Annotated in this window: 25 protein-coding genes and 1 riboswitch; of the genes, 14 read left to right on the plus strand and 11 right to left on the minus strand. The window is 64.4% G+C overall.

The genetic code is table 11. From position 1 onward, the window contains the following. The first annotated feature begins 154 nt into the window (after nt 1-154). Complete coding sequence (locus tag BWR18_RS04795) at nt 155-1627, plus strand: Do family serine endopeptidase (RefSeq protein WP_076626947.1); 1473 nt, start codon at nt 155-157, stop codon at nt 1625-1627. A 109-nt stretch (nt 1628-1736) separates the two neighbouring features. On the opposite strand, the gene BWR18_RS04800 is transcribed toward BWR18_RS04795, so the two are convergent. Both BWR18_RS04800 and BWR18_RS04805 read right to left on the minus strand, forming a co-directional pair. Continuing rightward, nucleotides 1737-2261 carry a peptidoglycan-binding domain-containing protein gene (locus BWR18_RS04800; RefSeq protein ID WP_076626948.1) on the minus strand — a complete coding sequence of 175 codons (525 nt, stop codon included), beginning with the start codon at nt 2259-2261 and terminating at the stop codon, nt 1737-1739. A gap of 90 nt (nt 2262-2351) precedes the next feature. Then, nucleotides 2352-2804 carry an OB-fold nucleic acid binding domain-containing protein gene (locus tag BWR18_RS04805; RefSeq protein WP_076626949.1) on the minus strand — a complete coding sequence of 151 codons (453 nt, stop codon included), beginning with the start codon at nt 2802-2804 and terminating at the stop codon, nt 2352-2354. A 124-nt stretch (nt 2805-2928) separates the two neighbouring features. Between BWR18_RS04805 and BWR18_RS04810 the strand changes: the two genes are divergently transcribed. From BWR18_RS04810 to BWR18_RS04820, 3 genes are read left to right on the plus strand one after another with little or no spacing between them, the layout of a single operon-like run. Next, nucleotides 2929-3252, plus strand: coding sequence for a 2Fe-2S iron-sulfur cluster-binding protein (locus BWR18_RS04810; protein WP_076626950.1), 324 nt, complete (start codon nt 2929-2931; stop codon nt 3250-3252). Nucleotides 3253-3254: 2 nt separating this feature from the next. After that, nucleotides 3255-4019: an FG-GAP repeat domain-containing protein gene (locus BWR18_RS04815; RefSeq protein ID WP_368073641.1), complete on the plus strand. Its 765-nt coding sequence runs from the start codon at nt 3255-3257 to the stop codon at nt 4017-4019. After that, nucleotides 4010-4420: a hypothetical protein gene (locus tag BWR18_RS04820; RefSeq protein WP_076626951.1), complete on the plus strand. Its 411-nt coding sequence runs from the start codon at nt 4010-4012 to the stop codon at nt 4418-4420. Before BWR18_RS04815 ends, BWR18_RS04820 begins: the two co-directional genes overlap by 10 nt. 176 nt (nt 4421-4596) lie before the next feature. Here BWR18_RS04820 and purD read toward each other — a convergent pair whose 3' ends face one another. Beyond that, nucleotides 4597-5862, minus strand: coding sequence for a phosphoribosylamine--glycine ligase (gene purD, locus BWR18_RS04825; protein ID WP_076626952.1), 1266 nt, complete (start codon nt 5860-5862; stop codon nt 4597-4599). Nucleotides 5863-5929: 67 nt separating this feature from the next. Between purD and xseA the strand changes: the two genes are divergently transcribed. After that, on the plus strand, nt 5930-7471 hold the full coding sequence (gene xseA, locus BWR18_RS04830) for an exodeoxyribonuclease VII large subunit (RefSeq protein ID WP_076626953.1): 1542 nt from the start codon (nt 5930-5932) through the stop codon (nt 7469-7471). Between the two features lie 47 nt (nt 7472-7518). On the opposite strand, the gene BWR18_RS04835 is transcribed toward xseA, so the two are convergent. Further along, the gene (locus BWR18_RS04835; RefSeq protein WP_076626954.1) at nt 7519-7914 is read right to left on the minus strand and encodes a hypothetical protein; all 396 of its coding nucleotides are present in this window, start codon (nt 7912-7914) and stop codon (nt 7519-7521) included. Nucleotides 7915-7954: 40 nt separating this feature from the next. Then, the gene (locus BWR18_RS04840; protein ID WP_076626955.1) at nt 7955-8986 is read right to left on the minus strand and encodes an alkane 1-monooxygenase; all 1032 of its coding nucleotides are present in this window, start codon (nt 8984-8986) and stop codon (nt 7955-7957) included. 212 nt (nt 8987-9198) lie between these two features. On the opposite strand from BWR18_RS04840, the gene BWR18_RS04845 reads away from it, so the two are divergent. After that, on the plus strand, nt 9199-10893 hold the full coding sequence (locus tag BWR18_RS04845) for an NAD(P)H-dependent oxidoreductase subunit E (RefSeq protein WP_076626956.1): 1695 nt from the start codon (nt 9199-9201) through the stop codon (nt 10891-10893). A gap of 18 nt (nt 10894-10911) precedes the next feature. On the opposite strand, the gene BWR18_RS04850 is transcribed toward BWR18_RS04845, so the two are convergent. Further along, on the minus strand, nt 10912-11814 hold the full coding sequence (locus BWR18_RS04850) for a lytic transglycosylase domain-containing protein (protein ID WP_083957639.1): 903 nt from the start codon (nt 11812-11814) through the stop codon (nt 10912-10914). A 48-nt stretch (nt 11815-11862) separates the two neighbouring features. On the opposite strand from BWR18_RS04850, the gene ftsY reads away from it, so the two are divergent. Genes ftsY through BWR18_RS04865 form a run of 3 tightly spaced genes read left to right on the plus strand, consistent with a single transcriptional unit; the run spans nt 11863 to nt 14882 of the window. After that, nucleotides 11863-13296, plus strand: a complete 1434-nt coding sequence (gene ftsY, locus BWR18_RS04855) for a signal recognition particle-docking protein FtsY (RefSeq protein WP_076626957.1) — start codon at nt 11863-11865, stop codon at nt 13294-13296. Nucleotides 13297-13347: 51 nt separating this feature from the next. Next, nucleotides 13348-14250: an EamA family transporter gene (locus BWR18_RS04860; protein ID WP_076626958.1), complete on the plus strand. Its 903-nt coding sequence runs from the start codon at nt 13348-13350 to the stop codon at nt 14248-14250. Nucleotides 14251-14261: 11 nt separating this feature from the next. After that, nucleotides 14262-14882 (plus strand): inner membrane-spanning protein YciB, encoded by a 621-nt coding sequence (locus BWR18_RS04865; RefSeq protein WP_076626959.1) that lies wholly within the window; start codon nt 14262-14264, stop codon nt 14880-14882. Here the strand turns inward: BWR18_RS04865 and BWR18_RS04870 are convergent. The 3 genes from BWR18_RS04870 to BWR18_RS04880 form a co-directional block, all read right to left on the minus strand. Continuing rightward, nucleotides 14879-15589 (minus strand): cyclic nucleotide-binding domain-containing protein, encoded by a 711-nt coding sequence (locus tag BWR18_RS04870; protein ID WP_076626960.1) that lies wholly within the window; start codon nt 15587-15589, stop codon nt 14879-14881. The two genes, BWR18_RS04865 and BWR18_RS04870, sit on opposite strands and share 4 nt — an antisense overlap. Before the next feature lie 91 nt (nt 15590-15680). Next, nucleotides 15681-16367 carry a glutathione S-transferase N-terminal domain-containing protein gene (locus BWR18_RS04875; RefSeq protein ID WP_076630130.1) on the minus strand — a complete coding sequence of 229 codons (687 nt, stop codon included), beginning with the start codon at nt 16365-16367 and terminating at the stop codon, nt 15681-15683. A 24-nt stretch (nt 16368-16391) separates the two neighbouring features. Then, nucleotides 16392-17327: an alpha/beta hydrolase gene (locus tag BWR18_RS04880; RefSeq protein WP_076626961.1), complete on the minus strand. Its 936-nt coding sequence runs from the start codon at nt 17325-17327 to the stop codon at nt 16392-16394. Nucleotides 17328-17442: 115 nt separating this feature from the next. Continuing rightward, nucleotides 17443-17520, plus strand: a riboswitch (SAM riboswitch). Between the two features lie 72 nt (nt 17521-17592). Here BWR18_RS04880 and metZ point away from each other — a divergent pair. The 5 genes from metZ to BWR18_RS04905 all read left to right on the plus strand — a co-directional run bounded on the left by metZ (nt 17593) and on the right by BWR18_RS04905 (nt 23604). Next, the gene (gene metZ / locus BWR18_RS04885; RefSeq protein ID WP_076626962.1) at nt 17593-18780 is read left to right on the plus strand and encodes an O-succinylhomoserine sulfhydrylase; all 1188 of its coding nucleotides are present in this window, start codon (nt 17593-17595) and stop codon (nt 18778-18780) included. Nucleotides 18781-18932: 152 nt separating this feature from the next. Next, nucleotides 18933-20036: a GTP cyclohydrolase FolE2 gene (gene folE2, locus BWR18_RS04890; protein ID WP_076626963.1), complete on the plus strand. Its 1104-nt coding sequence runs from the start codon at nt 18933-18935 to the stop codon at nt 20034-20036. A gap of 189 nt (nt 20037-20225) precedes the next feature. Then, on the plus strand, nt 20226-20453 hold the full coding sequence (locus tag BWR18_RS04895) for a hypothetical protein (RefSeq protein ID WP_076626964.1): 228 nt from the start codon (nt 20226-20228) through the stop codon (nt 20451-20453). A gap of 98 nt (nt 20454-20551) precedes the next feature. Continuing rightward, nucleotides 20552-22000: a TrkH family potassium uptake protein gene (locus BWR18_RS04900; protein ID WP_076626965.1), complete on the plus strand. Its 1449-nt coding sequence runs from the start codon at nt 20552-20554 to the stop codon at nt 21998-22000. Next, entirely contained in the window at nt 22000-23604 is a 1605-nt protein-coding gene (locus tag BWR18_RS04905; protein ID WP_076626966.1) for a 5-guanidino-2-oxopentanoate decarboxylase, read from the plus strand. The genes BWR18_RS04900 and BWR18_RS04905 overlap by 1 nt, the downstream gene beginning before the upstream one ends. 85 nt (nt 23605-23689) lie before the next feature. Here BWR18_RS04905 and BWR18_RS04910 read toward each other — a convergent pair whose 3' ends face one another. Both BWR18_RS04910 and BWR18_RS04915 read right to left on the minus strand, forming a co-directional pair. Next, complete coding sequence (locus BWR18_RS04910) at nt 23690-23962, minus strand: hypothetical protein (protein WP_216637314.1); 273 nt, start codon at nt 23960-23962, stop codon at nt 23690-23692. Between the two features lie 123 nt (nt 23963-24085). Then, entirely contained in the window at nt 24086-25831 is a 1746-nt protein-coding gene (locus tag BWR18_RS04915; protein ID WP_083957641.1) for a serine protease, read from the minus strand. Nucleotides 25832-25960: the final 129 nt, after the last annotated feature.

The raw sequence follows: 25960 nt of genomic DNA on the forward strand, positions 1-25960 counted from the left end.
GCTCACGGGCCGATCACGGCCTGTTGAAACGTCCGGGGGTCGATCCATCTTTGATGTTGCAAGCATGCAACCCTACATGCACCCTGTGCGCAGCCGCGCACGATCCGTGTGCAAGTGACCGATCAGGTCAATAATATTACGCAGGAGTACCCTGATGCAGCGACAGGCAATCGCAGTTTCACGACAGCTTTCCCCGACGCCCCTCATGCGCGCCCTCTGGCTTGGCGCGCTGACACTCGCCTTTGTGCTGGTGCAGGCGCTGATGGCGCAGGCCCGCCCCGAAAGCCTGGCCCCCCTGGCCGAACAGATCAGCCCCTCGGTGGTCAACATCACCACCTCGACCGTGGTCGAGGGCCGGACCGGCCCGCAAGGCATCGTGCCCGAAGGCTCGCCCTTCGAAGACTTCTTTCGCGAATTCCAGGACCGCAACGGCCCGGGCGACCGGCCCCGCCGCTCCTCGGCACTCGGCTCCGGTTTCGTGATCTCCGAGGATGGGTTCATCGTCACCAACAACCACGTCATCGAGGGCGCGGACGAGATCAATATCGAGTTCTTCAATGGCGACGAACTGACGGCCGAACTCGTGGGCACCGACCCCAACACCGACATCGCCCTTCTCAAGGTCGAAGCGGACGGCCCGCTGCCCTTCGTGCCCTTCGGCAACAGCGACAACGCCCGCGTGGGCGACTGGGTCGTGGCCATGGGCAACCCGCTGGGGCAGGGCTTTTCGGTCTCTGCCGGGATCGTGTCGGCCCGCAACCGCGCGCTCAGCGGCACCTATGACGACTACATCCAGACCGACGCGGCGATCAACCGCGGCAACTCGGGCGGCCCGCTCTTCAACATGGACGGGCAGGTGATCGGCGTGAACACCGCGATCCTGTCACCCAATGGCGGCTCCATCGGCATCGGCTTCTCCATGGCCTCCAACGTTGTGACCCGCGTGGTCGACCAACTGCAGGAGTTCGGCGAGACGCGGCGCGGCTGGCTGGGCGTGCGCATCCAGGACGTGACCGACGACATCGCCGAAGCCATCGGGCTTGAAACAACCGCTGGCGCGCTGGTGACATCCGTGCCCGAAGGCCCGGCCATGGAAGCAGGCATGCAGGATGGCGACGTGATCCTCAGCTTTGCAGGCGTCGATGTGGCCGACACCCGTGGCCTCGTGCGCCAGGTCGGCAACAGCCCCGTGGGCGAGACGGTGCGCGTCGTGGTCTTCCGCGAGGGCGAAACGGTGACCCTGCGCGTCACCCTTGGCCGCCGCGAGGAAGCCGAAGGCGCCGTGCCTGCCGTCGCCCCCGCACCGGACGAACCGGCAGAGGCGGAGACCAAGGATGTGCTTGGCCTGACCCTCAGCACGCTCACGGACGAGCTGCGCGAACAGCTTGGCGCCGATGCCGACCAGGATGGGCTGGCCGTGGTCGAGGTGGACGAGACATCCGAAGCCTACGAAAAGGGCCTGCGCGCCGGTGACATCATCACTGAGGCGGGCCAGCAAAAGGTCAACAGCATCAGCGAGTTCGAAGTGCGGCTCGAAGAGGTCGGCGAAGCCGGGCGCAAGTCGCTTCTGCTGCTCGTGCGGCGCGCGGGCGACCCGCGTTTCGTGGCGCTCAGCCTCGCGGAGTAACGGGGAGGTTACCCCCGGAATGACGAAAGGCGCCCCAAGGGGGCGCCTTTTTCTTTGGACAGCATTGGCGCGCCAATCGTAAGGCGCACCTGCTGGTGCGCCCCGCACCTCACGCCTCGCGCGCGATGGCGATCAGACCCAGCTTGCGGGCGGCGGCGATGGACAGCGCCTTGCTCTCCAGCCCTTCGGCGCTTTGATACCGCCCGATGGCGGCCCGCGTGCGGGCGTCCATCTCGCCGGTGATGGGGCCGCTGTAGATCCCCCGCGCCTCCAGCGCACGCTGGACGGAAGCGATGAAATCCGGGGTCACGTCGTCTTCGCAGATGATTTCGTACCAGGTTTCGCGGCGGGGCTGCACCACCTCCTGTTGGCTCTCGGTCTTGTAGATGGGCGGCGTCTGCACGCGGCCATCGCTGCTGATCTGGGCGGGCTGCAACAGGATCTTGCGCGTCACCGTCTCGATCACGGCGGGGGTCACGGACTTGCCCCAACAGGTGCCGGGGGCCGCACCGGGCGGCGCGCTGGCAAGCGAGATCGGGTCGATATTGGACGCCGACGTGACGGTGCCGTTGTCGGCACAGGCCGCCAGCGCAAGGGCGGCCACCAGAACGGGGACGAAGGGTTTGACTGTCATGCTCGGGCCTCTGGATGGGCTTTTGACGGCATCATAGCGGCGCCTGTGCCCCCTGCCTAGTCTTGCCTTGAGCGCAGGGGCCGGGGGGCCTCAGCGGTTCCGGCGGCTGTCCCATGTATCGGTCCGCGCCTCGGCCCCCATCTGCCGCCCCGTGTCCTCGGCCAGAAGCTGGTCAAGCAGGGGCGAGATATCCTCGATCTCTTCGGCCAGCACATGGGTGACATTGTGGGCGCGCTGCATGCGCCCCGTGACCTTCAGCATGCGGCCCGCCACCACCGCGCGGCGAAAGCGTTCGTAAATATGGCGCCAGACGATGATGTTCACCACGCCGGTCTCGTCCTCGAGCGTGAGAAAGATCACCCCCTTGGCCGTGCCGGGCCGTTGGCGCAGGATCACCAGCCCCGCCACCGCCACCCGCGCATTCAGCGGCGGCAAGTCCAGTTCGGACGCGCGCATGCAGGCCGGGGGGCGTGGCCATTGGGCAGGTCCCCTTGAGGGCGCCTGTGCGTGTGCGTGTGATCCGGGCGGTTGAAAAATCTGCATGAGAACAAAAATAGAACAAATACCCCGTGCCGCAAGGGGAAAAGCGGGGGGTCGTAAAAGGGGCTGGCAGCCTTATCTCCTGCCCGGTAGAGATATGCGGAACGCGAATTGAAGGGGCAGAGAGATGGCCAAGATCACCTATATCGAACATGGCGGGACCGAACATGTTGTGGACGTCGCCAATGGCCTGACGGTCATGGAAGGCGCGCGCGACAACAACATTCCGGGGATCGAGGCCGATTGCGGCGGCGCCTGCGCCTGTTCGACCTGCCATGTCTATGTGCATCCCGACTGGGTCGAAAAGCTGCCCGCCAAGGATGACATGGAAACCGACATGCTCGACTTCGCCTACGAGCCGGACGAGACCCGTTCGCGCCTGACCTGCCAGTTGAAGATCACGGACGCGCTCGATGGTCTGGTCGTGCAGATGCCCGAAAAGCAGATCTAGTCATGGTGGAGGCGCCGCGTCCGCTGTCGCGCCTTTTGTGCGCGTCCGCCCGCGGCGCGCGGCAATCGGTGCGCCCCTGGTTGGCGTCGCTGGGGTTGATGGCGGCCGTCGCACCCGTATGGGCCGACGTCATCACCGAGGCGCGCTATGCCGATCCCACCGACCGCTACGCACACGGTGTTCTGGGCGATGCCATCGAATGGGGCACGCTTGAGCTGGTGATGCAAGGCGGCGACGTGCGCCGTTTCGTGCTGCCGCGCGATCATGTGTTCGAGGATATCGCCCCGCGTCTGGCCGATCTTGACGGCGATGGCGCCCCCGAAGTGATGGTGGTCGAGGCCGACATGTCGAAAGGTGCCGCCTTTGCCGTCTACGGTGCGCAAGGCAAGATCACCGAGACGCCGCATATCGGGACGCGCAACCGCTGGCTCGCACCCCTGGGGGCCGCGGACCTCGATGGTGACGGTGTGGTCGAGATCGCCTATGTCGACCGCCCCCATCTGGCCAAGACCCTGCGCATCTGGCGCTACCGGGATGGCGCACTGCAGCACGTGGCCGACCTGCGCGGCGTGACCAACCACCGGATCGGCGAGACGGACATCGCCGGGGGCATCCGCACCTGCGGCCCGGGCCCCGAAATGGTGCTGGCCACAGCCAACTGGTCCGATCTGGCCGCGATCACATGGGATGGCCGCCAGTTCGTCTTTGACGATCTGGGCACCGACACAACCCGCCCGGCCTTTGCCCGGGCCATGGCATGCGACTGATCCGCCTCACCCTCGCCCTTGTTCTGGGCCTTTGGACCGCGCCGCTGGCCGCACAGGACCGGCTGACCCCCGAGCAGTTCCTCGACCTTGTCGCAAACCGCACCGCCTCCTTTTCCACCTTTCCGGGCCGCCAGCCCGTGGGGACGGAACAATTCCTGTCCCGCAGCCGCACCGTCTGGGCCCGCGCCAACGGCACCTGCGCCTACGGCCTCGTGACGGCGGAGGAGGGGCAGGTCTGTTTCGACTACGACGACGACCCGCCCGGCGTGCGCCACTGCTGGGTGCCCTTCCTGCGCGACGCGCGGCTTTTCGTGGCGTCCACCGACGATCTGGGCGAGGTGCAGGAAGTGGTGGAGATCAGCGACGAACCCGTATCCTGTACGCAAGCGCCGATGTCCTGATTGTCGCCCTGCTGTTGTCGCGTTGCGCCGGTTGAGGGTGCGGGAGCCTCCGGCGGGGATTTTTTGAACCAGAGAATTCGGACCGTCTGAGACACATTGTCAGCCGCAGTTTCCGTCCAGAGGTTCCCGGCCCCATGCGGCCGCGACACCGCAGCCTAGGCCACCGAACGCCCCCGTCAGTCCAGCGCCCGCCAGCCGATGTCGCGCCTGCAGAACCCGCCGGGAAAGTCGATGGCATCCACCATCGCGTAGGCAGCATCCGCCGCGGCCCGCAGCGAGGCCCCCCGCGCCGTGACATTCAGTACCCGGCCCCCGGACGCGGTGATCTTGCCGTCTTTCGCGGTTGTGCCAGCATGGAACACCATCCGGCTGCTGGTCTCGGGCAGCGCATCAAGGCCGCCGATCACCGCCCCCTTGTCGTAGCTGCCGGGATAACCCTCCGCCGCCATCACCACCGTGACCGCGTGATCGTCGGCCCAGTTGACCTGCGCCGTCTCCAGCCGCCCCTCGGCGGCGGCATGCATCAGGTCCAGCGCCTGCGCGCCTAGCCGCATCATCAGCACCTGGCACTCCGGATCGCCGAAGCGCACGTTGTATTCCACCAGCCGCGGCGCGCCGTCCTTGATCATCAGCCCGGCATAAAGCACACCCTGATAGGGCATCCCCCGCGCCGCCATCTCGGCCATTGTGGGGCGGATGATCTCGTCCAGCGCGCGCGTTGCAACCGCATCGGTCAGCACAGGGGCAGGGGTGTAGGCCCCCATGCCGCCCGTGTTCGGCCCCGTATCCCCTTCGCCCACGCGCTTGTGGTCCTGTGCCGTCCCGATGGGCAGCACGTCGGTCCCGTCGCACAACACGAAGAACGACGCCTCCTCGCCCTCCATGAACTCTTCGATCACCACCTCGGCGCCCGCCCCGCCGAAGGCACCGCCGAACATGTCGTCGATGGCCGCGTGGGCATCTTCGACCGTTTCGGCAATGATCACACCCTTGCCCGCGGCCAGACCATCAGCCTTGACCACGATGGGGGCACCCTGCGCGCTGACATAGGCCTTGGCCGCCTCGGCCTCCGTAAAATGCCCATACGCCGCCGTCGGCGCACCCGCCGCATCGCACACGGCCTTGGTAAACGCCTTCGACGCCTCAAGCTGCGCCGCCGCCTGGCTCGGGCCAAAGACCAGCACGCCTGCATCGCGCAACCGATCGCCCACGCCCGCGGCCAGGGGCGCCTCCGGGCCCACGATCACGAAATCAATACTCTCGGCCTCGACAAAACCGACGACAGCCCCGCCATCCTCGATGTCCAGCGCCGCGCATTCTGCAATCGCCGCGATCCCCGCATTGCCCGGCGCCACCACCAAACGGTCGCATTTGGGGTTCTGCAACACCGCCCAGGCCAAGCTGTGTTCGCGGCCGCCACCGCCCAAAATCAGAATGTTCATCGCTTGCTCCTTGGCCTTCGCTGGCCCGCGTTCTAAGCTGGCGCGACCCCCGGCACAAGGACAGCCCATGGACCTGATCGACGACCCCGTTCCCGGCTCGAACACGCCCGAGTTTTCGGTGTCCGAGATTGCTGGCCGCGTCCGCAAGCTGATCGAGGGCGAACTGGGCTGGGTCCGGATCAAGGGCGAGGTGGGGCGCGTCGTCCTGGCCCGCTCCGGCCACCTCTACTTTGACCTCAAGGACGACCGCAACGTCCTGTCCTGCATGACATGGAAAGGGCAGGTGCCGGGCTTAGGCACCATGCCCGAGGAAGGGATGGAGGTCGTGGCCGAGGGGCGCATGACCGCCTCGGGCTTCCAGTCCAAATTCTCGCTCAACGCCGAACGGATCGCCATTGCGGGGCAGGGCGCGCTGATGGCGCTGCTGGAAAAACGCAAGAAGGCGCTTGCAGCCGAGGGGCTATTCGACGACGCCCGCAAACGCCCCTTGCCCTACCTGCCAGAGGTGATCGGGGTCGTGACCTCGCTCCAAGGGGCGGTGATCCGCGACATCCTGCACCGGCTGCGTGACCGGTTTCCGCGCAAGGTGCTGATCTGGCCCGTCGCCGTGCAGGGGGCCGCCTGCGCGCCCGAAGTGGTGCGCGCGATCCAGGGGTTCAACGCGCTGTCCCCCGGCGGCGCCATGCCCCGGCCCGACCTGCTGATCGTGGCGCGCGGCGGCGGCTCGGTCGAGGATCTGTGGGGCTTTAACGAAGAAACGGTGGCGCGGGCCGCTGCCGCCTCGGACATCCCGCTGATCTCTGCCGTGGGGCACGAAACGGACACGACGCTGATCGACTTCGTGTCGGACCGTCGCGCGCCCACGCCCACGGCGGCGGCGGAAATGGCGGTGCCGGTGCGCCACGAACTGCTGGCCTGGGTCGAACAGGCGGGCGCGCGCATGACCGGCGCGGTCAGCGGTGCGATGCAACGGCGCGAACAGCGCCTGCGCGATCTGGCCCGCGCGCTGCCGCGCGCCGACGCGCTGGTGGACGTGCCACGCCAACGGCTCGACGTGGTGGGGGGCCAGCTTGGCCCGGCCCTGATCGCGGGCGTGCAGCGGCGCAAGGTGCGGCTGTCGGACGTGTCGGGCAGCCTGCGCCCGGCCACCTTGCAGCGCAGCATCGACGCGGAAAAACGGCGGTTGCAGGCGCTCTCGGCCCGGCTCGAACCCGCGCTTGCCCGCGTGGCGGCAGCGAAACGCGAGCGGCTCGACACCCGCGCCGCCCAGCTGACCCCGGCGCGCATCGCGCAGGATGCGGCGCGCAAATCCGAACGGCTAACGGATGTGACGGCCCGGCTGCACGCCGCAGGCCAGCGGCAGGTGGACAGCCTGCAGCGCAAGCTCGATGCCATGGACCGGCTGCGCGAAACGCTGAGCTACAAGGCGACGCTCGCGCGGGGCTATGCCGTCGTGCGCGGTGAGGGCGGCGTGCTGACGACCAAGGCGCAGGCCGAACAGGCCAGCGGGCTTGAAGTTGAATTCGCAGACGGTCGGCTCAAACTGGGCGGCGGCAAAGCGACGGCCAGGAAAGCAGCCAAAACACCCGAACAGGGATCGCTGTTCTAGGGCGCATCAGGATGCGCCTTACAGGTAAGGCGGATGCGTCATCCGCCTCAGACCCCGATCTTGGGGCCGTAGCAGATCATTTCCTCACCGATATCCTGCGCCTCGTACAATTCCGTGCTTGCCGGGTCATTGGCAAAGGTCGCGATCAGCCCGCCGGGCCCCTTTTCAAAGGTCCAGCATTGCGGGTCGGGTCGGTCTTCGTAGACAAAGCAGATCAGCGGCCCTTCGGCATACCAGCGCCCTTCCTTGCACTCACCATCCAGGAACGACCACGTCACGCGCCGGTTTTCATGATAGATTTCAGCGCCATAGGCTTGGCCTGCGCGCCCGTAATACAGCGTTTTGCCGGTGACATAGGCTTCGAATTCGGCGGCAGACATCGGCTCGGACGACGCGGCGCTGGCGCACAGCATGAAGGCGGCGATCAGGATGCGAAACAACATGCCCGCACTGTGCCAGAGGGCAGGCGCGCCCGCCAGTGCCTCAGGCCGGTTCCGGCATCAACTCGCCTTGAGGGGGCGCATCCGCCCACCGATCCACCCGCGTGTCCATGATGCGCCGCCACAGCGGCGGGATCAGTGCCAGCACCGCCATCACAGGCAGGGAATGGGGCAGCATCGGCATCCGGTCGGCATCCAGGTCAAGCTGGGGAAAGGCCGTGCCGGGCCGCGCATGATGCGCCGAATGGCGCGGCGCGTTCAGCATCATGGCCGATGAATACCAGTGCGGCGCATTCCACGAATGCGCGGGGCCGGTCGGTTCGGGCCGCCCATCGGCCCGTATCCTGCGCCGCAAACCATAGTGCTGCACGTAATCCGACAGCATCAACTGCACCTGCGCATAGGCGCTGATCAGCACGAGGCCCAGCAGGCCAGACAGTCCCGCCAGCATGAGTGCAGCGCTCAGACTGCCCAGCGCCCCCGCGATGTAAAACGTGTAAGGCGCGGGCAAGATGGCTCCGCCATGCCGCTGCCGCTCGGCCCGCAGCCCCGCGCGAAAGCTGCCCACCCATGTGCGCGGCAGATAGGCCCAGAACCCTTCGCCCCGCCGCGCCGTCGCCGGGTCATGCTCCGTTGCCGCGTGGATGTGATGCACCAGCCGGTGCGCGCTGGTGTGATGCCCAAACAGGATGGATGCGTAGCACGCCGCGCCCAGCCGAAATGCCCAGCGGTCGGCCCGATGGATCAACTCATGCGCGTTCGAATTCGAGATCTGACCAAAAAACAGCCCCGCCGCAACGATGATCAAGGCTTTGTCGAGCGTCGGCAGCTCCGTCCCCATCGCCCAGACGCTCAGCCCCAACAGCACGAAATGCGCCACCCCCAACACTTCCGACAATCGGTGCCCTGTCGCATCCGACGCGGTCACACGCACCGGCAGCTTGTCCAGAAAGAACACCACCACGGTAATCACCAGCACCGCCACAGCGGGCCAAAACCCACCCCACACACACGCTGCCGCGAGGCACAGACCCGGCAAAAAGCTCGCAATCGCAAAGGGTGCCAATGGCGGCATGCTCACAGAATCACTCCATTTTTCGATGGCGCAGCCTAGCACAGGGCACGCGCGCGCAAAGCTGACACCAATTTGCTGCCAAAGCGTGACCGATTGGCGGCGACATGGTGACGATAGGCGCGTGGAATGATCCGCAACGCGTCGCTTTTGGGCTGAACCCGCCCGAACCGCGCTGATACTCTCCGCCCAACACGCAGGGCAGGAGTGGTGCAATGGCACTCGATCAATCGACCAAGGGCAAGGGCGTCTGGAAATCCGGCAAGGGCAAGGGCCGTGTCCGCCCCAAGGGCCGCGCGCTCGAAGACCAGGCGTGGGACGAGGTGCGCACCCTGCTCGGCGACCAGCCCCGCCGCCGCGACCTGCTGATCGAATTCCTGCACCTGATCCAGGACACCTACGGCCACCTGTCGGCCGCCCACCTGCGCGCGCTGGCCGAGGAGATGCGCCTCTCCATGGCCGAGGTGTATGAGGTCGCCACCTTCTACGCCCATTTCGACGTGGTGAAGGAAGGCGAAACACCGCCCCCCACACTCACCATCCGCGTCTGCACATCCCTCAGTTGCGAACTGGCAGGCGCCCAACAGCTCAAATCCGCCCTCGAAACCGGCCTTGACCCCGCCCAAGTCCGCGTCCTCCGCGCCCCCTGCATGGGCCGCTGCGACACGGCGCCAACGCTCGAACTGGGTCACAATCACATCGACCACGCGACCCCCGAAAAAGTCCAGGCGGCCATCGCCGCAAACGACACGCACGCCCACATCCCCGCCTACGAAACACTCGAAAACTACCAAAAAACAGGCGGGTACGACGCACTCCTCACCCTCCGCACAAACGGCAACTGGGAAGACGTCCAAGCAAAAATCAAGGACAGCGGCCTCCGCGGCCTTGGCGGCGCAGGCTTCCCCTCCGGCACCAAATGGGGCTTCGTGCGCGCCAATGCAGGCCCCCGCTACCTCGCCGTCAACGGGGACGAGGGCGAACCTGGCACGTTCAAAGACCGCTACTACCTCGAACGCACCCCGCACCTTTTCCTCGAAGGGATGCTGATCGCCGCATGGGCGGTCGAGGCCGACACCTGCTTCATCTACATGCGCGACGAATACCCGGCAGTGCTTAAAATCCTGGCCGACGAAATCCACGCCCTCGAGGACGCAGGGATCGTCGCAAAAGGCTACATAGACCTCCGCCGCGGCGCAGGCGCCTATATCTGCGGCGAAGAATCCGCCATGATCGAAAGCATCGAAGGGAAACGCGGCCTGCCGCGCCACCGCCCGCCTTACGTGGCTCAGGTCGGCATCTTCAACCGCCCCACACTTGTCCACAACGTCGAAACGCTGCACTGGATCGCGCGCATCTGCCGCGAGGGACCGGAGGTGCTGAACAGCACAGAGAAAAACGGCCGCACCGGCCTGCGCAGCTACTCCGTCTCGGGCCGCGTCGCCAAACCGGGCGTCTACCTGCTGCCCGCGGGCTCCACGATCACCGACATCATCGACGCGGCAGGCGGCATGGCGGACGGGCATGTCTTCAAAGCCTACCAACCCGGCGGCCCATCCTCGGGCCTCCTCCCGGCCGCAATGAACGACATCCCGCTCGACTTCGACACGCTGCAACCGCACGGCACCTTCATCGGGTCAGCCGCGGTGGTGGTCCTGTCGGATCACGACCGCGCCCGCGATGCCGCCCTCAACATGCTGAAATTCTTCGAAGATGAAAGCTGCGGCCAATGCACCCCCTGCCGGGTGGGCTGCGAAAAGGCGGTCAAGCTGATGCAGGCGGACACATGGGACCAAAACCTGCTGACCGAGCTGTGCACCGCCATGACCGATGCCTCCATCTGCGGTCTGGGGCAGGCGGCCCCCAACCCGATCAAACTGACGATCCAGCATTTTCCGGACGAAATCTAAGACCTGGCAGGTCCGGTACTACCAATTCTTGTAAACGGCGCAGGGACACCCCTGCGCCCGCACGGCCTGACAGATCCGCGACACGGCCACACGGTCATTCCCGGACACACGCGCCATGTGATAGCCGGGCCGCCCGCGCACCCGGTTCCGGACAAACAGGATATCGACCTTCGCGTCGCTCAGCGCGCTGCAGGATTGCGCGACCTCTCGCGCCTTCGTCTCTGCCGCCGCCTTGGTCGACCCAAACCCGATCTGCGCCCCCCATTTGGGCAGGGTCGGCTTGCCCGGTATCCCCTTGATCTTGCTGACCTTCCGGCTGCGCGCCATGGCAAGGCAGGCAGGCATGAACGGCCTGTCCGCCTCCAGTGCGAAATCATGGGCCTCGGGCGGCGCATCCCGCCACTCCTCCGCCGTCAGGCCGGTGATGATCTGGACATAGTTGATGGTCTCGCGCGCCAACCCGCCGCCCTCCATGAACCCGTCCGCCCGGCGCTCACCGCCATTATAGGCCACCGCCGCCAGCCCCGCATTGCCATAGCGGCGCTGCAACTCGGCCAGATACTGCGCCGAACGCTCCATCGCCTCTGCCGGGTTGTAACTGTCTGAAAACCCGCGCAGTTTCGCCGTTCCCGGCATGAATTGCGCGATCCCCTGCGCGCCTGCCGGGCTCAGCGCATTGGCATCAAACCGGCTCTCCTGCCACAACAGCCGGGCAAAGAATCCGGCATCCAGCAGGTGGCGGCGGCTCGCATCCTCGATATGCTGGCAGATGTCGAATGCCGCGTGTTCGGGCCGGATACAGGCCACAGGCCCGAGGCTGCCATCGGAACACAGGGTGCCCGGCGTGCGGGCTGCGACCGGCCCCGGCAGCATGATCACAAGGATCAGGGTCACCGCCGCCCAGAACTCATACCTTTTCATGTCGCAAAGCCCGTATTAGGTGAAGGACAGCTGAAGTATCGGGGCATCATGGCATTTTTCAAGAAACTCAAGGACCGTCTGTTCAAATCCTCGTCCAAGATCGACGAGGGGCTGGAGGCGATTGTCGAAGATGGCGGCGTGGAAGAGGCCGCAGCCCCGGACCCGGAGATCATTCCGACCCCTGACCCGACCCCGGCGCAGACGCCCGTCGAAATGCCGCCGGTCTCCGATCCCATGCCCGCTCCGGCCCCGCTTGAGGCGCCACAGATCAGCGACCCCGAGCCGGTCTCCGAACCAATTGAGCCGCCTCTTGCGCCCGAACCGGACCCGATCATCGTTCCAGAGCCAGAGCCAGAGCCAGAGCCAGAGCCAGAGCCAGAGCCAGAGCCAGAGCCAGAGCCAGAGCCCGAGCCGATCAACGTCCCCGACCCGGAGCCGGAACCCACACCGCGCCCCACGGACGTGGCAATGGAAACCCCCGCCGCCGCGGTCGAGGAATTGCCACAGGCCGTCGACCCCGAGCCGGCGGCCATACCGGCCGCCGTCAATCCCTCTGCACTCGTCGATGCGGCCCCAGCCCCGGAGGAGCCCAAACGCGGCCTCCTCGGTCGCCTCCTCGGTCGCCGTGACACCGCTCCCGTCATGCGGCGCGAGCTTGACGACGACATGCTGGAACAGCTCGAAGAGTTGCTGATCGCCGCCGACATGGGCGTGGACACCGCCCTGCGCGTCACCGCCAACATGGCCGAGGGGCGCATGGGCAAAAAGCTGTCGGTGCAGGAAATCAAGGAACTCATGGCCCAGGAAATCGCCCGGATCATGGACCCCGTGGCCAAACCCCTGCCGCTTTACCCGCAAAAACCGCAGGTGGTGCTGGTCGTGGGCGTCAACGGCTCGGGCAAGACGACCACCATCGGCAAGCTGGCCAGCCAGTTCCGCGCCGCCGGAAAATCCGTGGTGATCGCCGCAGGCGACACGTTCCGCGCCGCCGCCGTGGAACAATTACAGGTCTGGGGCGACCGGGCAGGGGTGCCGGTGCTCACCGCCCCCGAAGGCACCGACCCCGCCAGCCTCGCCTTCGACGCGCTGACCAAGGCGCAAGCCGACGGCGCCGACCTTCTGATGATCGACACCGCCGGCCGTCTGCAAAACCGCGGCGACCTGATGGAAGAACTGGCCAAGATCGTCCGCGTCATCCGCAAGATCGACCCCAGCGCGCCCCACAACACGCTGCTTGTCCTGGACGCCACGACGGGACAGAACGCCCTGGCGCAAGTGAAGGTGTTCCAGGAGGTCTCCGACGTCTCCGGCCTGGTGATGACCAAGCTTGACGGCACCGCCAAGGGCGGGGTGCTGGTGGCGCTGGCCGACAAGTTCGGTCTGCCCATCCACGCCATCGGCGTGGGCGAACAAATCGACGACCTCTCCCCCTTCGACCCCGAAGACTTCGCAGCGGCGTTAACGAATTTGGAAGGTTCTTAAGTGAGCCATTATCAATGGGTTGAAAAATGTCCCACACTGGGACCCCCCTAAATGACAGCCTGGCTTGCCAGCATCGAAGGCACCGAAACCGGCCACACCGTCGCCCTCTATCTGGCCATCCTCGCGGCGTTTCTCCACGCCGTTTTCGGCGCCCTCCAAAAGGGCCGCCACGACCCCTGGCTGACCCGCGGCGCCATCGACGTCTCCTACGGCCTGATGGCCGCTCCCTTCGCCCTTTTCGTGGTGCCCTGGCCCGAGCCCCATATGTGGCCCATCTTCGGCGTCGTTTTCCTGATCCACGTCGCCTACAAGGTCCTGCAAGCCTGGGCCTACACCAAGGGCGATTTCACGGTCGTCTACCCCGTCGTCCGCGGCACCGGCCCGCTTTTCACGGTGATCGGCGCCTACCTCCTTTTCTCCGAAACCTTCACCCTGATCCAATGGCTGGGCGTCGGCGTCCTCCTGGCCGGCATCTACGGCCTCGCCCTCTACAACCTGCGGAACCTCGAAACCAACCGCGACACGCTGCCGATGGCCCTCGGCCTCGCGGTGATCACGGGCCTCTTCGTGGCGCTCTACACGACCTATGACGCCTATGGGATCCGGGCGACGGAGAACCCCTTCACCTTCCTGGCGTGGTTCTTCATGATCGACGGCATCTTCATGCCGCCCATCGCCTACATGCGCTGGCGCCGGATGGAGAACCCACCCACCGTCGGCCCCCTCATGACGCGCGGCGTGATCGGCGGGTTCGTTGCCTTCTTCTCCTTCGGCTCCATCATGATGGCGACCCGGCTGGACAAGGTGGGCGAGGCGGCGGTGCTGCGCGAGACTTCCACCGTATTTGCCGCAATCATCGGTTGGCTGGTGCTCAAAGAAACGGTAGGACCGCGCAGAATTGCCCTGATGGCGCTGATCGCCGCCGGGGCCGTGATCGTCGAGATGGGCGGATAGAAGGGCAGAACATGGCAGACGCGCGCGAGATCAATCCGCTTTTGAAACAGGTCCTCGAACTGGGCCCGCCGCTGGTCTTTTTCCTGATCTACCTGCGCATCCGGGACGAGACCTATGAATTCGCGGGCACCGAATACTCCGGCTTCATCGTCGCGACCCTGATCTTTGTCCCCATCATGCTCATTGCCATGGGCGTCCTCTGGGCCCTGACACGGCAACTCAGCCGGATGCAGATCTTTACGGCCTTCATGGTCATCTTCTTTGGCGCGCTGACCGCGTGGTTCAACGACGAACGGTTCTTCAAAATGAAGACCAGCATCGTCTACGGGATGTTCGCCCTGCTTCTGGGTATCGGCCTGCTGCGGGGCCAAAGCTGGCTGGCTTATGTGCTGGCCGATGCGGTGCCGATGCGGCACGAGGGGTGGATGATCCTGACCCGGCGGCTCTGCGCGATGTTTGCGACGCTGGCGGTCGCCAATGAGGTGATCTGGCGGACGATGTCCACCGACACATGGGTCAAGATCGAAACCTTCGGCTTTCCCATCGCGTTGGTGGCGTTCATCTTCCTCCAATTCGCGGCGCTGCAAGAACACATGATCAGCGAAGAAGACGATGAAAGCCCGCAGGCCTAGGCGCGCGCGCTTCGGACCTTCTCTGCATCATGTTGCCAGTTGCCTTGGCGCGGGGCGACGGCGAAGGCGACCTTGAGTGCCAGATCGCGCGAGATCATCGCCTCCAATGCCAGTTTGAACCGCGACTTGCGGGCGGCGCGGGCGCGCAAGGCGGCGACGTCCCATTCCAGCACCTCAGCCCCGGCCTGCAACCGTGTTGTGGCGGCGCTGGGTTGGTGCGACAGATACGCGACCTCGCCAACGAACAGATGCGGCGGCATCACGAAACGCTCGCCGCGTTTTTCGATCTGGATGGCGCCCGAGACGACATAGAACAGCGATGGCATCGGCGCGCCCTCGGTTGAGATGTCCGTGTCCGCGTCCAACGTGTAGCGCCGCGCGCGCGTAACGAGTTCACGGAAATCGCCCGGCGGCAGACCTTCGAACTGGGGATAGATGTCGCGATGGGCCAGCGGGATCGCGAGGGGAGAGTTGCGCCAAAACAGACTGCAGAGCCCGATGACATTGGCCACGCCCATCACGATGGATGTATAGATCGCCTCCCACAGCGGAACGTCGGCGGCCACGGCATAATACCAGATGTACAGAAGCGTGCCGGTCAAGATCATCAGACGCAGGATCACCTGATTGATGATCAAATATCCCAGCGTAAAGACAACGCCAGCGGCCAGCACGATCCACTCCGGCGGCACCAAATCGTTCAGCATTCAGGTCTTCCCGTTTCCCCGGCGGGAAGCGTGGACCGGAACGCGCAATTCTCAAAGCACTTTTTGAGACGGCTTGCATCAAAACCCCGATCTACGTCTTGCGTCCAAAGAGGGTCTGCTGCCCGGTCCTGTCCTGCTTGGCCGTGCGCAGATCAAGGTGCAGGGCCTGTCCGCGCTGCACGGCCGGGCGGCTGGCCACAAGGTCAAGCCAGCGGGCGAGATGCGGTTTGTCGTCGAGGGTTTGCTGTTGCCCCTCCCACAGCGAGGCCCAGGGCCAGATCGCCATGTCCGCAATTGAGTAGTCGCCCGCGACGTATTCATGGTCTGCCAACCGCCGGTCGAGTACGCCATATAGGCGTGCGGTTTCGTTGCGGTAGCGATCCTTGGCATAAGCGATGTCATGGCCCATTTGCGGCGCGTATTTCAGAAAGTGATGCGCCTGACCGGCCATGGGGCCAACACCACCCATCTGCCACATGAGCCATTGATCGACCGCGATGCGCGCGCGTTCGGTCGTGCCCCCGAATTGACCGGTCTTGCGGGCGAGGTATTGCAGGATCGCGCCACTTTCAAAGATCGAGATCGGCGCGCCGTCCGGCCCAATCGGGTCGGTGATCGCGGGCATCCGGTTGTTCGGCGCGATCTTGAGGAAGTCGGGTTTGAACTGGTCACCGGCGCCGATGTTGATCAGATGGACCTTGTAGGGCAGGCCGAACTCCTCAAGCGCGATCGACACTTTCCAGCCGTTGGGCGTGGGCCAATAATACAGGTCGATCATCATGTCCTCCGATATGTTCGGAGGTCATGATGCGGTTTTCTGTCCTATCGGCAAGGCGTGCGGCATTTGCGGCAGCGCAAAGATGCGCGACCAGCGCGGCGCGGCCTGGTTGGGCAGGGCATCTTGCAGCGCGTCAATCGGAACCGCGTCGGCCTGGCGCAAGGCGCGGGCGTAAAAGCGCAGGGCCCCGGCGCGGGTGTAGCCCGACCAGTGACAGACGCGCCGCCGCGGCTGGTCGATATGACCGTCAAAGCGGGTCAGGGCGGTCAGCGTGCGGGTGCAATCCAGCTGGATGTTGACGGCGTTCGGCATATGCAGCCCGGACCCCATCGCCCGGTCGCCGGACACGTCCGGAGCAATCAACCGTTCGAACATCAGGTCGAACAGATCGTTTTCACGGCTGGTCACGTTCAGCATTTCGGCGCTGCGGCCCGCTGGCGTGGACAGCGCCGTGTGCGCAACGCTGGCATAGCTGGCGCCGGTGATGGTCACGATGCGTTGGATGGCATGGCCGGGCAGATGGTGCAGCGCCTCGAGGATCACTTCGGAGCCCATGGAATGGGTGATCGCATGGACAGGACGGTCGGGCGCTATGCTGCGCAGGGTGCGGATCGCCTGGGCCAGCGCCTTGCCCGCGGCGCGGGCAGAGCGTTGCGCGTGCCACAGGTTGCCGCGTGCACGCCAGCCAAAGGCAATCGCCAGCCCTTCATCCGCGTGACCGCAGGCGAACCCCAGGGGACGCAGCCATTGCCGGTGCGTGTTGTCGAGATGTCGGGTCCGGCCAAAGATGCGGCTATGCGGGCAGAACCGCGTGTCGCCGGGATCGTATTTGAAGCCGTGGATCAGGATGATGATAGGGCCGGAACCCCGTGCTGCGTGGCGCAAGGCAGGCAGCGCCGGAGCAGGGGAGCCGTGCAGTGCCAATCCGCCCGCACCGGCGTTCAGTCTCAGGATGGGCATGTCAGCGCCTCCTACCACATTTTGTGGGGCTCCTATGACGCAGACATATGACGCGGCTATGAATTTTAAGTTACAGCACCGTGACGGTGTTGACGTGCAACAGTGGCGGGCGTACTCCATGCGCCGTGGCGATTTGTTACCGGATTGCGGGCCACGTTAAACACTTCCGCTAAAAGGTCAGGATGAAAGCCCCCCTTTCGCTTGACCCGCGTCTGGGGGTTTTTTGTGGCCTGACCCCGTTCCAGGCCCGCGATGGAGACTGAACATGTCCGACACATGGAATGCGCGCACCCGTGCCGTCCACGGTGGCACCCGCCGCAGCCAATATGGCGAGGTGAGCGAGGCGATTTTTCTGACCCAGGGGTTCGTCTATGATAGCGCCGAGCAGGCTGCGCAGCGGTTCGAGAAGGCGGGTGAGGACGAGTTCATCTATGCCCGCTATGGCAACCCCACCGTGCGGATGTTCGAAGAGCGGATTGCGATGCTTGAGGGGGCCGAGGACGGCTTTGCCACAGCGTCCGGAATGGCGGCGGTGTCGGGGGCGCTGACCTCGATGCTGAAAGCCGGGGATAGGGTCGTGTCGGCGCGGGCGCTTTTCGGGTCCTGTCTCTATGTGCTGGAAGAGGTGCTGACCCGCTACGGGGTCGAGGTCGAGTTTGTGGACGGGACCGACATCGAAGCGTGGCGCAGGGCGATTACGCCCGGCACGACGGCGGTGTTCTTCGAATCCATCTCGAACCCGACGCTTGAGGTTGTGGATATTCAGGCTGTGTCGGAATTGGCCCATGCGGTTGGTGCGACAGTTCTGGTCGACAACGTGTTTGCGACGCCAGTGTTTTCTGATGCCATCGCGCAGGGCGCGGATGTCGTCATCTATTCGACCACGAAACATGTCGACGGGCAGGGGCGCGCGCTGGGTGGTGTGATCCTTGGCACGCAAGAGTTCATCCGCAAGACGGTTGAGCCCTACATGAAGCATACGGGCGGTTCGATGTCGCCTTTTACGGCCTGGGTGATGCTCAAGGGTTTGGAGACGATGGAACTGCGCGTCCGGGCGCAGGCCGCGTCGGCCCTGCAGCTGGCGGAGGCGTTGCAACGGCATCCTGCACTGGCGCGCGTGATCTATCCCGGTCATCCCGGCCATGCGCAGCACGATCTCGTGGCGCGTCAGATGGGTGGCGCCGGTGGCACGGTGCTGTCACTGGACCTGGCCGGCGGGCAGGCCGCCGCGTTTAAGTTCCTGAACGCGCTGACCATTCCCGTCATCTCGAACAACCTCGGCGATGCCAAATCAATCCTGACCCATCCCGCGACGACGACGCACCAGCGGTTGCCGCAGGATCAAAAGGATATGCTGGGCATCACGCCGGGTCTGGTGCGCATGTCGGTGGGCATCGAACACGGCGATGATCTGGTGGCGGATATCCTGCAAGCCTTAGAAAAAGCACAATAATGCACAAACGGGCTATGCTGCTCCGCAGCGTCAGTTTCCCTATCTAAATGTCATCCATGTTGCACGGTCACACGTAACCGTTAGCAATATTGGAAATGTGCCGGGTGGGGATTACCTCTGAACGGCACGCAGATAGAAAGGGGGGCTACTTTATGAACATTCATACGCCCGACATCACCGCAATACCCGAGCGCGACGAGGCCGAAGCAGCACTGGAAACGCTCCGCCGCTGGGCCAAAAGCGCAACGACAACAGACATCATCGAGCTTGACCCGTCGGTCGCGCGGCTTGTGCCGGGCAGCGATGGCGTCGACTATCCGGCCTTTTCCCGCGACTACCCGGAAGGGTTTGCCGTGGACGCAGGGTATAAGGATACGCTGCCCGATTTGCAGAACGGTCCATCCAGCCTGATCCGCGGGGCCAAAACCCGCATCCAGCACGTGGGCATCTCGAACTTCCGCCTGCCGCTCCGGATCGAAACACGCGATGGCGCACCGCTGACGCTTGAGACGTCGGTGACCGGCACTGTCAGCCTTGAGGCGGACAAGAAGGGCATCAACATGTCCCGCATCATGCGGTCCTTTTACAAGCATGCGGAAGAAACATTCTCTTTCGGCGTGATCGAAGCGGCGCTGGACGACTATATGTCGGACCTGGAAAGCTTTGACGCCCGCATTCAGATGCGGTTTTCCATGCCCGTGCGTGTCGACAGCTTGCGGTCGGGTCTGTCGGGATACCAATATTACGATATCGCGCTGGAACTGGTCGAACAGGCCGGTGTGCGCAAACGGATCGTACATCTCGACTATGTCTATTCCTCGACCTGCCCCTGTTCGCTGGAACTGAGCGAGCATGCGCGCGCAACCCGTGGTCAGTTGGCCACGCCGCATTCGCAGCGGTCGGTGGCGCGGATTTCCGTGGCTTTGGAAGACGACGCTGACACTTTGTGGTTCGAGGACCTGATCGACGCATGCCGCCGCGCTGTGTCGACTGAGACGCAAGTCATGGTGAAACGCGAAGATGAACAGGCCTTTGCCGAATTGAATGCGGCCAACCCGATCTTTGTCGAGGATGCCGCGCGTCTGTTCAGCGAGCAGCTGTTGGCTGATGTGCGTGTTGGGGACTTCCGCGTCGTGGCCAGCCATCAGGAAAGCCTGCACAGCCATGATGCCGTGTCGGTCCTGACCGAAGGAGACACGTTCGCGAGCGACAGCATCGACCCGCGGATGTTCCAGACGTTGTTCCACACAGGCTAACGTGGGGGCGGAGGGCACCTCCGCCTTACGAAGTGAGAAGCGCGCCGTCCATGGCGCGCTTTTTTCGTTTTCACGCATGGTCTTGCAACCCGGCCATGCAGTATCGGCATTGGTAAGTTCAGCCTTGTCGACCTATGTTTGTTCCAACGGGAGGACACACAATTCACGCATGAAATGCGAGGTTTTACAATGGCTTATGTCTCCCATCCGAATTCATCCCTTCTGAGCAACATCCTTGACCGCGTCACTGCATTCTTTGCAGCTCTTGGTCATTCGGCTGCCATGTCGGCCGCCGCTGAAAGCCGGTTCCGCCGCATCGAAGCGCTGCGCGCCAAGTCGGACGAAGAACTGGCAGCGATGAACCTGCGGCGCGAAGATATCGCGGCGTACGTCTTCCGGGACATGATGCACCTGTGACCTGTTTGCGGCGCCCATCGGTGTCGCACACATGCTGACCTAACGGCGCGGTGCCAGTTGCTTGACACCGCCCGCACAGCCCGCCAACGCTGAGCGCAATGATCGACCTGCGCCCCGTTGGATATGTGATCGGCCTGCTTGTGGCCGTGCTTGGACTGGCCATGATCCTGCCGATGCTCGTCGATGTGGCGGAGGGGCGGGGGCACTGGCCGGTCTTTGCGGAATCCGCCCTGATCACCGTTCTGACCGGCGGTATGATCGCGCTGAGTTGCCAAAACGGCCTGCGCGAAGGGCTGACGATCCAGCAGACTTTTCTTCTGACGACCGGCGTCTGGCTGACCTTGCCTATTTTTGGCGCGCTGCCCTTCTTTTTTGGCGAGACGGACGCCCGCTTTGTCGATGCATTTTTCGAGGCGATGTCGGGCCTGACCACCACTGGCTCCACAGTCCTATCCGGCCTCGACACGTTGCCCAAGGGGCTGTTGTTGTGGCGCGGGATCCTTCAATGGCTGGGCGGCATCGGGATCATTGTTGTGGCCATGGTGTTCCTGCCGGAATTGCGGGTCGGCGGCATGCAAATCTTTCGTACCGAAGCCTTCGACACCTTTGGCAAGATCCTGCCCCGCGCGACTGAAATTGCAAGCCGCATCTCGGTCATCTACGTGGCTTTGACCCTGATTTGCGCACTCTGCTATATCGCCGCTGGTATGGGAGCGTTCGATGCCACCGTGCACGCGATGACCACCATCGCGACCGGCGGGTTTGCGAATTACGACGCCTCCTTTGGCGCATTCGGCCCTGCCGTGTCTTACGTCGCGACCGTGTTCATGATCCTGGCGGCACTGCCCTTTGTCCGGTTTGTCCAGCTGAGCGCAGGCACCGCCCAACCGCTGTTGCGAGACCGGCAAATCCACGTCTTTCTGATCACCGCCTTTTCCATCGTCGGCGTCATCGCGGCCTGGAACCTGTGGCAGCAAAATGCAGCAGACGAGGGCGCGGTGCGCGCGGCCCTGTTCAACACCGTGTCATTGATGACCGGCACAGGATACGCCAACGCCGATTATGGCCAATGGGGTAGCTTTGCGGTCGCGGTCCTGTTCTTCACCGGCCTGATCGGAGGCTGCGCGGGCTCGACCGCCTGTTCGATCAAGGTGTTTCGCTATCAATTGCTGTTCGCCTCAATCAAGGCACAGTTGCAGAAAACCCGCAGCCCCCATGGCATCTTCACCCCACGCTACGCGGGCCGCCCAGTGGGCGAGGATGTGCTGAACTCGGTCATGTCGTTCTTCATGTTCTTTGTAGTTACGCTGGGTGTCTTGGCCGTGGCGCTGGCGATGACGGGTCTCGACTTCGTCACCGCGCTGTCGGGGGCCGCAACGGCGCTCGCCAATATTGGACCGGGGTTCGGGGATCAGATTGGTCCCGCTGGCAACTTCGCGGGCCTGAATGACACGGCCAAGTGGTTGCTGGCCGCCGCAATGTTGATTGGGCGGCTCGAACTGATGGCCGTCTACGTGATGTTTACCGTTCAATTCTGGAGAGCGTGATGACGCAAAACCGCCCCCTTGGTGCACAGATTTCGCACATGCTCAAAGACCGCGGGGTCGATGTGATCTTTGGCATTCCGGGCGTGCACAATCAGGAAATGTACCGCGGCATCGAAGAGGCCGGGATCACCCACGTGCTTGCGCGCCACGAGCAGGGCGCGGGGTTCATGGCCGACGGGTATGCGCGGGCGACGGGCAGGCCGGGCGTGGCCTATGTCATCACCGGACCGGGGCTGACAAACATCATGACGCCGATGGGGCAGGCGTACAGCGACAGCGTGCCGATGCTGGTGATTTCGTCTTGTCTGGACGAAACGGCAGCGACGAAGGGCCAGTTGCACCAGATGAAGGACCAGCGCGCGGCAGCAGAAACCGTCTGTGACTGGTCGGAAGAGGCGCGCACGGCGGAGGCGGCTTACGCGCTGATTGATCGAGCCCTGATGGAGTTCGACACACGCCGCGCCCGTCCAAAGCACCTGCAGGTGCCCATTCGCGTGCTTGAAGCGGATGCGCCATCGCCGCCGCCCACACCGAACAGCGAACTCGCAGGCGACATCCCGCGGGATGACCTGACGGTGCGGCGCATCGCGGATGCTCTGATGTCAGCCAAGCGCCCTGCGATGGTGCTGGGGGGCGGCGCGACCATTGGCGCGTCGCTTTATCCCAAGCTCGCAGATGCCGTTGGCGCTGCGGTTTTCACCAGCTATGCAGGCCGCGGCATCATGCCGCCAGACCATCCCTTGTCGTTCGGGGCGACACTCGCGCGCCCCGAGTCTGCGCGGGTGCTGAACACGGCTGATCTGGTGTTGGTCGTCGGCTGCGAGTTGGCCGAAGTCGATCTATGGCGCAGCGCATTGGGGTGTGATGCCCCCATGATCCGCATCGATATTGACCCCGCGGTGCTCGCCACACATCAGCGGTCGCAGGACCGCATCGTGCTGGGCGAAGGCTATGAGATCATGGAGGCTGTGCTCGATGCGGTTGCGGGCCAGACGCCCGCGACCCTGTGGAACACGGCAGAGATCGCGCAGACACGCACCCGCTGGCGGGCCGAGGTCGATGCCGAACGCCCGGGCATCGTCCCTGTCTGCAATGCCCTGCGCGACTGCCTGCCGGACGGCACCATGATCTATTCCGACATGACCCAGTTCGCCTATACGGCCAAGGAAGTCTGGGATATGGATCGCCCCGGCCACTGGCACCACCCGACTGGCTTCGGCACCCTCGGCTATGCAACACCGGCAGCCATCGGCGGCGCTGTCGCCCGCAACGGCAAGCCCACGATGGCCATCATCGGCGACTACGGCTTCCACTACACAATGCAGGAGTTGGGCGTAGCGGTCGAACTGGGCCTGCCGCTGCCCATCATCCTGTGGGACAACGGCAAGCTGAAAGAGATCGAGGAAAGCATGGTGCGCGCCCAGATCGCGCCCAACGCTGTCGTCGCACGCAACCCGGATTTCTGCAAACTGGCCGAAGCCTTTGGCGCGTCTTCCGAAGCGCCCCACACCCTGCACGACATGCAAAACGCCGTCCGCGCGGCGTTTGACGCAGACGGTCCGACACTGATCTACCTCACACCAGATATCGCCATTCCGACTTGATGCTTCTTCTGGCTGAAAATACTTCGGGGGTTTGGGGGCAGAGCCCCCATTCATTCGTAAATCGTGTCGCGCAGCGTCCTTTGGATCACATCTTGGATCCCTCGGCGCGGTAGATCCCGCCCCAGGTCTTGCCTGCGATGTAAGCCGGGCACCCTTTCTTGCGGGTGTTGACGATCAGAAACCACATGGTTTCACCGGGACGGCCCGCGCGGCTGTACTCACAGCCCAGGGGATGCGTCCACCATTGCCCCTGATGCGAGGCCGGCGGTTTCACAACGGCCGTCGCCGCCACAACCTGTGCCGCTGGCACGATGACGAACGCGGCTGCAGCCGCCGCCTTGATAAGGAATTTGAACATGACACACTCCGTTCACTGAAAAAGGATCAGCGCCCCCACGCCTTGCCCCGACAGTGAGCCGGGCCGCGTTAACGCGGACCTAACGGCGCGCCTCGGAATGTGGTGGATTTTAACGAATGGTCATCAGTCCCAGCAGCTGACCAGCACGGTCATACCGGTCGCCGCCTCTGACAGGTCCACCGGATCAATAGGTGCAGCGCTGTTCGTGCCCGCGGCGGCCATTCCAGCCTGCGACAGCACGTCCTGCAGCACCTCGCGGTCAAGGGCAAAGCGCACGCCGTCCGGCAGCGCGCGACCGGTCTGCGCGTCGGGGAGCAGCATGCCAAGCACGCCGCCGCCTGCATCCAGCACAGGACCGCCCGCATCGCCCGGCAGCGTGTTCATCGCCAACCGTGTCACGTCGGGCTCACCGTTCAGGCCGCGCACATCGCTGAGCGTGCCAAAGGTCATCGACGGCGCGCCAAGCACCCCCTCGAAACTGAAACCGGCGGCGGCCACTTCGGATTGCAGACGCGGTTGCGCCTCGGCAAAGCGTGCCACAGCGCGCGGCGCGAGCAGCGTTTCAGGTTTCAGCACGGCCACACCACGCGCGTCATCCAGAACCGACACCTCCGCCTCGATGTCTGAATCGAGCGTCACGCGGGCGCAGCTGTTGACCGCCTCAACCGTGGTCAGGACCGTGCCGCGTCGATCCACGAAAAAGCCCGAGCGCGACAAGCGCGGTTTGCGGATTTCCAGCCCCGACACAAGGTCAATGGCCTGCTCGGCGGTGCTGGCACTGGTCGGAATGACGCCGTCGATCCGGACAAAGCTCTTCTCCATCTCGTCCATCAACCGCGTGCGTCGTTCTTCGTCCCCGGCAGGCCAGACCACGGTAAAGCCCTTGATCTGCCCGTCCTCAAGCGCCACGCGGGTTTCGGACACGCGCGTGGCATCCTCGCCCACAAGCGTGAACGACCGCTCCGTGCGCGTGCGCGGCCCGTCGAGCGGCACGATGTCGAGCGTCTGCATGATATCATAGAGGCCAAAGAGCGTCGTCTGATCGCCCTCTTGGCTGATCAGCAGAATGGTCGCTTCCAGGTCGCCCGTGGCTGTGTAATGGGCAAACGGATACTCGTATTTATCGAAGGCCACGATTTCTGTTGGCATCAGCATCTCGATCCCTGCGGTATCATCTCGCACGATCTCGAGCCCCAGCCCGTCCAGCACAGAGTTGTAGTCCTGCAAAAGTGCCGCGCGCTGGCGCGTGGTCAGGATGCCCGTCACGTCAAAGCCCTCGCGCTCTTGCCAGACCGCCATCGCATTGCGCGTACCGCGACCAAAGGCACCATCGATGCCCCCCTGATAGGTACCCGCCCACTGCAGGGCGATCTGCAGATCCTCGCGCTCGGCGCGGCTCAGCTGCCGCTCGCTGCGCTGCGCCTGCGCAGGCGTTTCATCGGCGGGTTCAGGGGCAGGCAGCTCTGCTGTGGGTTCGGGAGTCTGCGGTGTTGTTGGCGCCGTAGGCAAAGGCGCGTTCACCACGCCGCGGTTCAGCACATTCGCCCCAATGGGCCAGAACTGCTGCCGAAAGGCAGAGCTGAGTGCGATGTAGCTGTCGCGGGGGATCACCCCCTCGGACCGATAAACGCGCAGCACTTGCTGTGCGTCCGACCGTGCGTAGGGACCAAGTGCAATGCCATACCATCCGCCGCCCAGGGCAAACCCGTTCACATCCGGCAATTCCGCGGCATAGGCGCGCGCGCGTTCCGTTGCGGCATTCAGGTTCGGCTGGGCTTCGATCTGGATCCAGACCGGATCCTCCTGTGCCGCGGTCCCGACAACCGATGCAAGCACCATCACCCACGCCAGCATCATACGCTTTAACATCCGCCCATATCCCCTTGGTTGGTCTTGGTGCCATACTTGAACTTCGGCGCAGATTAAGCAGGATTTCGCCACAATGGAAATGGTGGAATACCCGCAAAAAGCCTCCTCGCGCGCAATTGACCATTCGGG

Source organism: Tateyamaria omphalii, assembly GCF_001969365.1.
Lineage (GTDB): Bacteria > Pseudomonadota > Alphaproteobacteria > Rhodobacterales > Rhodobacteraceae > Tateyamaria > Tateyamaria omphalii_A.